General features: G+C 37.7%; 8 protein-coding genes. 4 read left to right on the forward strand and 4 right to left on the reverse strand.

All coding sequences use genetic code 11. The features are described from left to right. Positions 1-26 precede the first annotated feature (26 nt). Positions 27-698, reverse strand: a complete 672-nt coding sequence (locus ACQ334_RS19760) for a LuxR C-terminal-related transcriptional regulator (protein ID WP_430989993.1) — start codon at positions 696-698, stop codon at positions 27-29. 65 nt (positions 699-763) lie between these two features. Next, positions 764-2,692 carry a sensor histidine kinase gene (locus ACQ334_RS19765; RefSeq protein WP_430989994.1) on the reverse strand — a complete coding sequence of 643 codons (1,929 nt, stop codon included), beginning with the start codon at positions 2,690-2,692 and terminating at the stop codon, positions 764-766. A 213-nt stretch (positions 2,693-2,905) separates the two neighbouring features. Between ACQ334_RS19765 and ACQ334_RS19770 the strand changes: the two genes are divergently transcribed. From ACQ334_RS19770 to ACQ334_RS19785, 4 genes are all read left to right on the forward strand, one after another. After that, the gene (locus tag ACQ334_RS19770; RefSeq protein WP_430989995.1) at positions 2,906-3,958 is read left to right on the forward strand and encodes a hypothetical protein; all 1,053 of its coding nucleotides are present in this window, start codon (positions 2,906-2,908) and stop codon (positions 3,956-3,958) included. Positions 3,959-3,975: 17 nt separating this feature from the next. Continuing rightward, positions 3,976-5,148 carry a hypothetical protein gene (locus tag ACQ334_RS19775; protein ID WP_430989996.1) on the forward strand — a complete coding sequence of 391 codons (1,173 nt, stop codon included), beginning with the start codon at positions 3,976-3,978 and terminating at the stop codon, positions 5,146-5,148. A gap of 327 nt (positions 5,149-5,475) precedes the next feature. Further along, entirely contained in the window at positions 5,476-6,807 is a 1,332-nt protein-coding gene (locus ACQ334_RS19780) for a vanadium-dependent haloperoxidase (protein WP_430989997.1), read from the forward strand. 5 nt (positions 6,808-6,812) lie between these two features. Continuing rightward, positions 6,813-10,175 carry a VCBS repeat-containing protein gene (locus ACQ334_RS19785; protein WP_430989998.1) on the forward strand — a complete coding sequence of 1,121 codons (3,363 nt, stop codon included), beginning with the start codon at positions 6,813-6,815 and terminating at the stop codon, positions 10,173-10,175. Here the strand turns inward: ACQ334_RS19785 and ACQ334_RS19790 are convergent, their stop codons facing one another. Together ACQ334_RS19790 and mgtE are read right to left on the reverse strand one after the other, a co-directional pair. Next, positions 10,176-11,105 carry a cation diffusion facilitator family transporter gene (locus ACQ334_RS19790; protein ID WP_430989999.1) on the reverse strand — a complete coding sequence of 310 codons (930 nt, stop codon included), beginning with the start codon at positions 11,103-11,105 and terminating at the stop codon, positions 10,176-10,178. A 3-nt stretch (positions 11,106-11,108) separates the two neighbouring features. Then, positions 11,109-12,494: a magnesium transporter gene (gene mgtE, locus ACQ334_RS19795; protein ID WP_430990000.1), complete on the reverse strand. Its 1,386-nt coding sequence runs from the start codon at positions 12,492-12,494 to the stop codon at positions 11,109-11,111. Positions 12,495-12,772 lie beyond the last annotated feature (278 nt).

Here is a 12,772-nt window from a genome sequence, read left to right on the forward strand (position 1 = left end):
TACAAAAAATGTAAGGCGGTTTTTTATTAATTATCTATCAAGCCTTTTGTATAAGCAATACGCAATGCCTGCGACCGGCTGTTTACATGCAGTTTTTGATAAATGCTGATGCAGTGTTTTTTTACTGTATTGGGGCTGATGAAAATTTTATTGCCAATTTCTTTATACTCTAACCCCTGGCTGAGTAATTGCAAAATTTCCTTTTCTCTTTCGCTAAGCTGAAAAATATTATCCTCAGTTTTTACAACATCGCTAACGGCAGCCGGCTTTTGCACCATTTGTAAAATTTTATAGGCTATGCTGGGAGATATGGGTCCGGCACCGCTTTCCCAGAGATTCATCAGCATATCATTAATTACTTCGCCACTTTCTTCTTTTAATAAATAACCACAGGCACCTGCTCTTATAGCCCGGAATATTTTATCATCATCATCAAAAATAGTAAGCACTACAAATTTTATAGCGGGGTACAAAGAAGATGCTGTACCAATTGCAGCAACACCATCCACATGCGGCATTTCAAGATCCATCAATACAATATGGGGCCGGTCGCCTTCAGGTAATACTTGCATTTGCTGTAAAAAATCATCACCATTTACCGCCTGGAACACCAGCGTAAAAAATTTATTGCGGGCCAGTTTATCCGTAATAACTTTCCGGTTATTCATTTTATCATCCACTACAGCAACTCTTATCATGGCAGCTTTTTTACAAATTTGTTTATCAATATGGTTTTAAACAATAGTCCATTTGGATAGTTAACTCAGCTATTTATAAGTATTGTTGTGGTGGTTCCTTTTCCAATAACAGTTTCAATATCGTATTTAAAATTTCCTTCGCTTGCTCTTTGTTGCATATTCAATAAACCATAACTATCCGGCTTTTGCTGTGCTTCATCTATTTCAAAACCCTGTCCGTCGTCGGTCAGTATTATTTCCCATCCACCAGGTTGGTTAATACTTAATGCCGTAATAGTTGTTGCCCCGGCATGTTTTACCGAATTGTTTACCGATTCCTGTAACACCAGCACTACATGCAATGCACGGCTGGAGGCTATTATTAAGTTTTCGGGAGGTACGCCTGCTATCTTAAAATTAATATTGGTGTAATGCCTGCCCATTTGTTTCATAAAATTTATAATACGCAACCACAGATCTATTGCGGGCACATCAGCTGTTTTCATTGCCCATAATGTTTCTCTAAGGTTATGCAACATTTCTTTTGCAGTTTCCTGCAGATCAGTCACCACATTTTTATTACTCACATCATCAGTGTTTAATAAACTGCTGTTGTGTAAAATAGCATTGGCCTGAACCCCCAGGTTGTCGTGCAGTTCGGACGCAATACGTTTGCGTTCATTTTCTTCTGCATCTTTTACTGCTGTATCATGTTGGCGTTTCTTCTCTTCCATAATTACAGCAAGTTTTATTTTTTGTTGCTGCTGGTATTTTTTAAACCGGTACAACAAAAAGCCAAGCAACAATGCTGTTAAAATTCCACCGCCGTAAATAAGAAGTTTACGTTGCCACAGGTCTAATTGTTGTTTTGCAATAAGGGTTTCCTTTTTTTGTACTTCGTATTTAGTTTGTATTTCTGCCAAAGACTGTGCAGAATTATTTTTATATAAAGAATCCTTCAGTGCGATAATTTTCTCCAGTGTTTTACCATACAAATTTTCATTTCCGGCAACTTTATAGTTTTGCGCCAGAGCATCGTAAAGAATTAAATATTTACCTGATAAATTGCTTTTTTGTGCAAATGCTATTCCTTCCAATGAGGCGGCTATTCCTTTTTGAGGTTGATTATTATTAGCATAAAAAATAGCCAATTGGTATAAATCAGAAACGTAGAAATATGGGTCGCCTATTTTTTTCCTGATTTTTAATCCTTCATTCATTGCTTTTTCTGCCGCTGCAATATTTGCTTTTTCCACCATTATATCCGAAAAAATATAGTAGCAATTAGCCTGCACAGTTAAATTGTTTTGCTTTAATGCCACATCAAATGCTTTATTTATGTAAAACTCTGCAGAATCGGTTTGTTTTAGCTCTGCATATACTGCTGCAATATTTGCATAAGTTGTTCCTTTTTTTCCAGCATATCCAATTTTATCAGAATGAGCAATCGCATCAAAAAACCAATGTAACGCTTCCCTGTTTTTTGCCATTTCCATATTAATCCACCCTATTGTTATTTTGCTATAAATCTGGCTAATATCGTCCTGGTCAGTCTCTGCCTTCTTTAATGCCGCAAAACTTACATCCAATGCGTCTTTATACTTGAATTGAGAAGTTAAAATAGCAGATTTTACTGCTGTCAGTTTTCTGTAAATTACCTGGTTATTGCTTACTGATAAGGCGGCTGTAAGGCTACTATCGCATAACAACATGGCCTCTTCAAATTTTGTTTGTCGCCTCAGTAACCTGATTTTTGTAATAGCAATTTGTAACGCATTTTCTTTGGAGAAATTTTTTTGTAATAGTTGTTGTGCAATTGTGTAGTAGTAAGCAATTGTGTCTGTGTGCAGCGACTCATATTCATCCAATACTTCAATAGTTATAGCCAGTTTTTCTTTTTCACTTTCAGAATTGTAAAAGGCCTTTTTTAAACTGTCAATTACAGTTGTTTGCCCAAATACAGGTTGTGAAGAATAACAATAAAATAAAAGCAGCCATACAATAATATACCTCATTGATTTTTGCAATTTTATCATTTCTAAATATAAAATAAACCCGGCAAAAAGATAATTTATTAGACGGCACCAGGAATGCAGCAAATATAAACGTAATTACAAGCCCTAAATCTATCCAAATGGAGTATAGCTACCTGTTACAATTGGTTACATTTTTACGGTAATAAAAAAACCGTTTCTCTCAACATCAAACAACCATTAACCTTACTTAAAATGAAAAAAGCATTTATCGGTATCACCCTTTTATCCTGTATTTTTTTTAGTTGTAAAAAAAGCAGCACTAATAGTTCTGACAATGGCGGAGGCGGAAATACCAGTGATACTATTGGTACAGTGTATGCAGCAGGATACCGCTACAGCAGTACCACATCAAAAACCATAGCTGCTTATTGGCGTGGCAGTACTGCTGTAAACCTTAGTGATGGTACTAAAGATGCTGCTGCAACAGGTATTACACTGGCGGGAAACGATGTGTATGTAGCAGGCTACGAAGCAACCGGTGCTAACACTGCCATGGTAAAATACTGGAAAAACGGCACTGCAGTAAATTTAACCGATGGAACAAAATCAGCCAAAGCAAATGCATTGGCAGTAGCAGGTACTGATGTTTTTGTGGCAGGCAGTGAGTTAAACGTTGCAGGTAAATCCGTTGCAAAATACTGGAAAAACGGAACCGCAGTAAGTTTAACTGACGGTACAAAAAATGCGTATGCCACAGGTTTGTTTATTTCCGGTACAGATGTTTATGTAACAGGCTATGAATATGCCGATGCAACATTTAATAACGCTGTTGCAAAATATTGGAAGAATGGAACAGCAGTAAATTTAACAGGAGCTACAAGCAATTTTACTACAAGTGCTATAACAGTTAGCGGTGCAGATGTATACGTAACCGGCACCAATTATACCTCAGTGGGTTTTAACCAGGCTTATTGGAAGAACGGTGCATTTAGTACACTTGCTGCAAACAGCATTGCAGAAATTAATGCTGTAGTAATAAATCAAGGCAGTGTGTACGTTGGCGGAAACGATGCAGGTAAAGCCGTGTACTGGAAAGACGGTGTAAAAAATGCATTAAACAATAACGCTTCGGCTATTGAGCATGTTACTTCAATTTTTGTTTTTGCAGGTAAAGTGTATTGCGGCGGCTACCGGGACATGTTTGGCGCAGGCAACTTTGTTGCCACTGTTTGGGCTTTTGGCAATTCAACCGATATACATACTGTGACCAAAGCGCAGGTAAACGCAATTTATGTTGTAAACTGATTTAAAAAGTACTTATCATGTATAAATTATTTATAGCCGCAAGCTTAGTTGCTGTTTTATTTTCCTGCAATGCACAATCATCGCAAAAAAATAAAAGCAATACCACTGCAAAAAAATCTACGGATATGGTTGAAGGAAAAGACTATGTGATTTTAAAAAGATTCAGAATAGAAGATAAGTATGGTTTTAATCAACCCCTGGAAGTTAGCTCTTTTGTTTTGCCGGCAAGCTGGCAGGTAAACAGCAGTGTTAAATGGGATGCAACAAAAAAGTGTTTTCCTGAAATGATACAGGCATCTGTTAATGCAACATCGCCTGATGGAGCGTATGAACTGATGCTGTTACCGGTTACACAATTTGACTGGAGTACCGATGCGGTGCAGTTAGATGCCATGAAGCGTGGGTTTTATCCTCACGCCTGTTATATTGCCCAGCCAACAGATGCCGTCGGTTACATAAAAAATGGATTGGCACCTTATGTAAATGCACAGGTAAAATCTGCCAATGTTATACAAGAATTGCAGCAGCAAATGGATGCAGGTGCACAGCAAATGACCATGCAGGCAAGGCAGGCGGGCAATAATGCTTACAGCCACCGTGGCAGTGCAGCCGAAGGCGTATTACAATTTGAAGATGGTAAAGAAGGCCTGGCATTTTGCACCATTATGCAAACCATTGTAACTATGCCGGGTACACAAGGCGGCATGGCCAGTAACATTCAATGCTATGCAGGCATGCGTATTGTTTTAAAATACAAAGCTGGTAATAACGAAATGGCCCGTAAAATTATGAGTACATTTTTTAGCAGCACCAGGCTAAACCCACAATGGTTTGGTGGGGTACAGGCTTTTTATGCTGCAGTTACTTCTAATGCTCAAAACCAGTTGTGGAAACAAATACAAATTACCCAGCAGGCGCAACAGGAAATTGGTAATAATATCATCCGCAACTGGGAAGCAAAAAATAATACTACAGGCAATAACAATATTGCTGGCGATAACAATCAGCAATTTGGCCAATACCTGCGTGGTGTGGAAAATTATAAAGATGATAACGGCAATACTATAGAACTCACCAGCGGTTATACAAATGCCTGGAGCAAAGGCGATGGCAGTTACCTGCTTAGCAATAACCCTGCATTTGACCCTAATGTAACTTTTAATGAAAACTGGGCAAGGCTTACTAAATAACCGGCATTGCAAAAATGAGATATTACCTGTTTTTAACTGTAGCCATTATCTTTTTTACTGATAAGCCTTTGCCTAAGGGTAAAACTGGTTGTAGAAAAAAAACTGTAGTTAATGGTTCTTACAATAAAACAGCAGACAAAATATTTGTAACCAATGTTAGTTGCGGCAGTAATTTATCCAACTGATAAGCAACAGGATTTTAATAAATAGCAGCTCTTTTACAAGGCCTGCGCCCACACTTGCAAAAAAAAATGAATGAGACAAGTATTGCCTCAAACACCAATTTTTTCTTTTAAATTTGTTTAAGCGTTACCAAACCTCCTACAAATGAGCTTAAACAATCTCCGCAAAAGAGTATTATACACTCTTTTGGCAACTATTTTTTTATTTACAAGCACCAAAAACTTTGCACAGCAAAAAGAACAATTACTGCACAACTTAAATAAGCTTTTGGTAAATACGGTTATGGAAGATCTTTTTACACCACCCATTGCAAGCCGTATCTATGTATATCCCAATATCGCATTTTATGAATGCATACGTTTAGATGATCCTTCATTGCCCACATTAACCGGAAAACTGAATGGACTTAAAACGTTACCGGCATTACCCGCTAACAAAAAGGTAGATAATTTTATCGCCGCCTGTGCATCATTTTCTTATGTAGCACAAACTTTGGTGGGTACCGAGTATAAAATAGAAAACTGGAGAACAGCATTTACTGATTCTTTAATGCGCCAGGGAGATACCATGGTGATTAAAAATTCTGTTCAATACGGCCGCCTTGTTGCCGATAGTATTATTGCATGGACAAAAAGAGACAATTACTTAAAGTCGAGAGGATTGATGCGTTATGTGATCAGTCATAAACCCGGCGACTGGCAACCCACACCGTTAGATTATGCACAAGGGCTGGAACCACATTGGAACACCATCAGGCCATTAACTTTAAGCTCTCCATCACAATTTTCTCCCAAAGAAAAACTGGTGTACAGCATGGATAAAAAATCTATGTTTTATAAAACCATGATGGAATGCTACAACATTGTAAACAATTTAGATTCTGTTAGAAAAGCCACTGCATTATATTGGGATGATAACCCTAATGTATCTGCAAACATTGGCCACCTGAATTATTTCATTCATAAAATCTCTCCCGGTGGCCATTGGGTAATGATTGCCGGCCAGGCCTGTGCCGAAAAAAATATTTCCGTTACAAAATCGGCGCAGGTATATGCGCTTACCACAGTTGCTATTTTTGATGCCTTTATCAGTTGCTGGGACGAAAAATACAAGATCAATCTTATTCGCCCCATCACTATTATCAACCGTAATGTAGATCGTAACTGGGTACCCTTTATTCAAACACCACCTTTTCCAGAATTTACCAGCGGCCACTCTGTAACTTCCAATGCGGCATCAACAATACTTACCGCTTTACTAGGCGATAATTATGTGTTTACCGATAAAACTGAAATTCCGTTTGGCCAGGGCACCAGAACATTTAATTCTTTTTACGAAGCGTCGCTTGAATCATCCACCAGCCGTGTTTATGGCGGTATTCATTATCCCGAAACCGCACGTATTAGTGTGTTGCAGGGAAAAGCCATTGGAAAAAATGTATTACAAATTTTATATCCTGCAGCAATCGTTAAATAACTATTATGACAAAACTATACCGTTGTTTTTATTTTTTGTTGTTGTGCCTGCTGTTTGCAAACAATACAGGTGCCCAACAAAAAAAGTTTACTTTACTACCCTCATCAGGTACAGGTATCACTTTTAGAAATGATGTTACAGAAGATGCTACCATGTTTATGTACCTGTACGAAAATTTGTATGTTGGTGGTGGTGTAAGTATTGGCGATATAAATAATGATGGCTTACAGGATATTTATTTTTCTTCTACAAGAGGGCGTAATAAATTGTATTTAAACCTGGGCAATTTTAAGTTTCAGGATATTACTTTAAGTGCCGGCGTTGATGGTGGCGATGGCATTAAGACCGGTGTAAATATGGTGGATGTAAATAATGATGGTTTACTTGACATCTTTGTTTGTAAATCAGGGTTTAAAGATCCTAAGCTGAGAAAGAAGATTCTTTACATCAATAACGGCAACCTCACTTTTACCAATAAAGCTGCTGAATATGGTTTGGAAGATGCCAGTTTTACCATTCAATCTTACTTTTTTGATTATGATAATGATGGAGATAAAGATGTATTTTTTGTAGACCATCTTGATGATTTCACTAAATCGATGACGATACCTGCCAGGATGGAAAATGGAAAGCTGGTGTATGTGGAAGATACTACTACCGTATATACCAGTGACAGGCTTTTTGAAAACCGGGGCGGCAAATTTGTTGATGTTACAAAAAAAGCCGGCTTAATCACTCACGCTTTTGGCTTAAGCGCTTCCATATTTGATTATAATAAAGATGGCTGGCCTGATATTTATGTGGCCAATGATTTTAATAAACCCGATTTTTTCTTTCTCAACAATAAAAACGGAACGTTTACCAATAAGCTTACCGAACATTTAAGCCATACCAGTTTTTCTGCCATGGGTTCTGATATTGCAGATATAAACAACGATGGCCTGGAAGACATTTATGTAGTGGATATGGCTGTGGAAGAACCTAAAAGGCAAAAACAATTATTTGCAGTAAACCAGAACTATGATAAATTTCAACTGATGCTGCAGTTTGGTTTGTTTTACCAATACCCCCGCAATAGTTTACAGTTGAATAATACTGATGGCACTTTTAGCGAAGTTGCCAATTATGCCGGTGTGGCCGAAACAGAATGGAGCTGGGCGCCTTTGATCGCAGATTTTGATAACGATGGGTGGAAAGATATTTATGTAACCAATGGAATAAAAAGAGATATCACCGATTGGGATTATAAAGTTTTTATTCTCGATTCCATCATCAACGCTATGAACAGGGGGCAAAGTGTTGATTTAGATAAATGGCTGCAAAGTATTCCTTCGGTAAAAACTAAAAATTATTTTTATCATAATAATGGTACTTTAAAATTTGACAAATACACTGATGTGTGGATGGATGAACCAGCCTCTTTTTCAAGCGGTGCTGCATATGCCGATTTAGATAACGACGGGGACCTGGATTTAGTAATTAATAATGTAGACGACGAGCCATTTGTTTTTAAAAATAATAGTACAGATAATGCTGGTACAGCTAACTATTTACGTTTTAAGTTTTTAAAAACACCCACGTCAAAAGAGGAAGTGTATGGCTGTGTTGTAAAACTTACTAATACAAATGGCCAGGTACAGTTATTGCATTATAATCCACAACGGGGATTTTTATCTTCCTCCGAGCATTTTTTACATTTTGGTACCGGTGCCGAAACGGTTATTCCCCGTGTGGAAATCACTTTTCCTTCTCTTAAGACAATTGTTTTAGAAAATGTAAAAGCCAACCAGGTATTAACCATTGCAGAAAGCGAGGCCAAAATAACGGCACCCGAAACAGCAGAAAAAAAATCAACTTTATTTGCTGATATTTCTAACCAGAACAAATTAAAATATACGCAGGTAGAAAATGATTACATCGATTTTAAAAGAGAACCATTAATACCGTATAAGTGTAGCCGAAAGGGGCCTTACTATGCTGCGGCAGATGTAAATGGTGATGGTAAACAGGATATGTATATTGGCGGTGCCGCAGGTATTGAAGGAAAACTGATGTTGCAGAATGCTGACGGTTCTTTTACAGAAAAAAAACTACCTGCTTTTACAGCAGATAAAGCTTATGAGGATATGGGTGCTGTATTTTTTGATGCGGATGGTGATAAAGATATGGACCTGTACGTGGTGAGCGGTGGTGCCGAATTTGATGCCGGCAGCCCTTTATACCAGGACAGGTTGTACATGAATGATGGTAAAGGGAATTTTACCCGTGCAGTAAAAGCATTACCCACAGAAGCTTTCAATGGCTCTTGCGTAATTCCGCTCGACTATGATAATGATGGTGATATGGACCTGTTTGTAAGCGGGCATGTATTACCAGGTAAATTTCCCAAAGCCGATAACAGCATGTTGCTGCAAAATAATAAAGGTGTATTTACCAATGTAACCAATGATGTGGCTAAAGAATTGGTTAAGCCCGGCATTACCAACTGTGCAATGTGGAGTGATGTTGATGGTGATGGAAAAAATGAATTGATACTCTCTGGTGAATGGATGCCGGTATCAGTTTTTAAAATACAAAATGGTGTTTTTAAAAAACAACAACAAACAGTAAGCTTTATTTCTCCTGTAACAAAACAGGATACCACCATCAATATGGATGAGTTCAGCGGCTGGTGGTACAGTTTAAAAACAGACGATATTGATGGCGATGGCGACCAGGATATTATTGTGGGTAACCGTGGAACCAACTGTTCTATAAAAGGTAATTATTACAACCCCTGTACAGTATATGCAAAAGATTTTGATGGCAACGGCAGTTATGATGCCGTGCTGGGTTATTACAACCAGGGCAAATGCTACCCGCTTTTCAGCCGTGATCAATTGATTGACCAGATGCCTTCGATGAGAAAAAAATTCATCCGTTACAAAGATTATTCCGGCACCACATTGGATAAGCTTTTTACACCCGAACAACAACAGGGGATGGACGTATACAAAAGTAATTTCTTTGAATCGGGAGTATTACTTAATAATGGCAATGGCAGTTATCGTTTTGTAGCCTTTCCCGAACAGGCACAATTCTCCAATATCAATGATATGGTGATTGATGATTTTGATAAAGATGGCATCAAAGATATTTTAGTTTGCGGCAACACTTACGATCCCGCTGTAATGGTAGGCAATATTGATGCATCTTCTATTTTACTTATGAAAGGAAATGGTAAAGGAGCATTTACTGCGGTTTCACACGCTACAGATGGATTAAAAGTTAGAGGCGAAAGCCGTAAACTGGTGTACATGAAAGAAAATAATGTATTAGTGGTTTTGAAAAACAGCGCCCCAGCGCAGGTTTTCAGCATAGCAAAATAACTAACAATCATTTTCTGTACATGGTTTTTCCAACACCTCGGTTTCTAATGTAACATGATGAATATTGAGGTGCTCTAATTCGTGTTTTAATTTTTCCTTTACTTGCTGTGCCTGTAACATCGTTGTACTGTTATCTAAAATGATATGAGCTGTTAAAGCATTTCTGTTGGTGCTGATAGCCCACACATGCAAATGATGAATGTCTTTCACTCCTGCAACCTGCAGTGCAGCAGTTTTAATTTTTTGCACATCAATATTTTCCGGAACACCATCCAAAGAAAGCCGCAGGCTATCTTTTAACAAACTCCAGGTGCTGGCAATAATCACCAGGCAAATAATGATACTCAATAATGGATCTATCCAGTAAAGTTGTGTATAATGAATAATAATGCCACCCACCACAAGGCCAAGAGAAACTAATGCATCGGATGCTAAATGTAAAAATGCACTTTTCACATTGATATCATTTTCCCTATCCCGGAAAAACATGAATGCCGAAACAGCGTTGATAACAATACCAATGGCAGCAATGATGGCTATTGTTGTACCAGGCAGTTGCTGCGGATATTTAAAACGGAATGCTGCTTCATAAGCAATAGCACCAATGGAAATTAACAGCACTACAGCGTTAAGCAATGAAATTAGTATTGATGCTTTGCGATAACCATAAGTATATTTTTCAGTGCTTTTACTTTTTGCCAGTTTAAAAGCCAGCATGGCTAAAGCAAGGCCTGCCACGTCTAAAAAATTATGCCCGGCATCAGATAACAAAGAAAGTGAATTAATTTTTAAACCAATCACCACTTGTATGAGCACATAGGCAAGATTTAATACAATACCTACAACAAAAGCTTTGTTTAAGTTTGTTACTACAGGCGCATGACTATGACTGTGCCCGGCATGATGTTCTTCAGAATGATGGTGTGCCATTTTTTATTTTAAAATCGTTCCTTTCAGAATAATTGCAGCGAAGGTAAAATAAATTACAAGGCCCGTAACATCCACCAAAGTAGCAACAAGCGGTGCTGATGAAGTGGCCGGGTCCAGTTTACATTTTTTTAAAACAATGGGGATCATAGAACCGCTTAATGTACCCCACATAACAATACCAATTAGTGAAAAGAAAATGGTGAGTGCCAATAAAAACCAATACCTGCCGTAATTATAAAGATGAAGGCTTTGCCATACTGCAATGCGTACAAAACCAATAGTACCTAAAATAAAACCTAGTGTAAGCCCTGATAAAATTTCACGCCGCATCACAAACCACCAGTCTTTTATAGTCAGTTCTTTTAGTGCCATTGCACGAATGATCAACGTTGCAGCCTGCGAACCGCTATTACCACCACTGGATATAATCAGCGGCACAAACAATGCCAATACCACCGCTTTAGAAATCTCAGCATCAAAATATCCCATTGCTGTTGCAGTCAGCATTTCGCCAACGAATAATACTATTAACCACGTTGCCCTCTTTTTTATCAGTGAGAAAAAAGATGTTTTTACATACGGATAATCGAGCCCTTCCACACCACCAAAGTTTTGTATCTCTTTTGTGTCTCTTTGTTCTGCTGCATCCAGCACATCATCTACCGTTAATACACCAAGCAGGATATTTTCTGCATTAGTTACCGGTAACACTACCCTGTCATACTCTTTAAATTTAGCTACCGCATCTTCTTTGCTATCCGTCATGTGTAGTGTTACACAAAAGCCATCTAAAATATCCGCTACTTTTTTATCAGGATCATTTAAAATAAACCTGCGCACAGGAATATCATCAATCAATTTTCCTTCTTTATCTACTACATAAATTACATTGGCAGCTTCGGTGTCTTTATGATTTTTACGCAAATGTTCATTTGCTTCTGCAATGGTTAATTCAGTACTGATAGTGGCAAATTCTGTATTGATAAGCCTCGCCACACTATTATCCGGGTAACCTAAAATATCGTGTACCGCATCTTTGTTTTTATCATGTAATAATTCTAAAAAAGCAGATCGTTCAACACCTTTTAAAGAAGAATAAAAAGCAATCCTGTCATCGGAACTCAATTCATTTAAAATAAACGCAGCCCGTGATTTTGTAAGTTTTTTAATAATTTTTTTTTGCAACAGTGTATCCAGGTAGGCAAAAACTTTTGACTGTGTAGTTGCCGGCAAAGATTCAAATGCCTGCAAAGCAGTTTCAGTTGGTACAGCGCCCAGCATTTTTGCAACCTCTGTTGGATGTACTTTTTTATTGCTGCCGCCAAAACCAAGAAGGCTGCTGAAATCGCCTTTCATAATTTTTTTACTGATATCTTTCAGATTCATCATCACTGAAATTTTTTGCTATTGGGAAATACACTAAGGTAATCAGAATGAATCTTTATTAATTGTTAACGCCAAATGCAGTATAGTTGCAATTATAGGTATGTATAAATAAAAAGGGTTGCAGATAAAATATCTGCAACCCAATATAGAAATGATGTGTTTATTACTATGCCGTAAATGCATGTGCTATCCCTAAAACAGAAGCAAGCAGTAATACACATTTCCAACAATTAAGTCTGTTCATTTTCATTAAATTTAATTCACTGTAAAAATACACTGTC

It is taken from the genome of Ferruginibacter sp. SUN106, from assembly GCF_050611765.1.
Classification (GTDB): Bacteria; Bacteroidota; Bacteroidia; order Chitinophagales; family Chitinophagaceae; genus Ferruginibacter.

Excerpts from the sequence above, each read along its gene's own strand:
- ACQ334_RS19760 (WP_430989993.1), bottom strand. The coding sequence starts at position 698 with ATGATAAGAGTTGCTGTAGTGGATGATAAAATGAATAACCGGAAAGTT.
- ACQ334_RS19765 (WP_430989994.1), bottom strand. The coding sequence starts at position 2,692 with ATGAGGTATATTATTGTATGGCTGCTTTTATTTTATTGTTATTCTTCA.
- ACQ334_RS19770 (WP_430989995.1), top strand. The coding sequence starts at position 2,906 with ATGAAAAAAGCATTTATCGGTATCACCCTTTTATCCTGTATTTTTTTT.
- ACQ334_RS19775 (WP_430989996.1), top strand. The coding sequence starts at position 3,976 with ATGTATAAATTATTTATAGCCGCAAGCTTAGTTGCTGTTTTATTTTCC.
- ACQ334_RS19780 (WP_430989997.1), top strand. The coding sequence starts at position 5,476 with ATGAGCTTAAACAATCTCCGCAAAAGAGTATTATACACTCTTTTGGCA.
- ACQ334_RS19785 (WP_430989998.1), top strand. The coding sequence starts at position 6,813 with ATGACAAAACTATACCGTTGTTTTTATTTTTTGTTGTTGTGCCTGCTG.
- ACQ334_RS19790 (WP_430989999.1), bottom strand. The coding sequence starts at position 11,105 with ATGGCACACCATCATTCTGAAGAACATCATGCCGGGCACAGTCATAGT.
- mgtE (WP_430990000.1), bottom strand. The coding sequence starts at position 12,494 with ATGATGAATCTGAAAGATATCAGTAAAAAAATTATGAAAGGCGATTTC.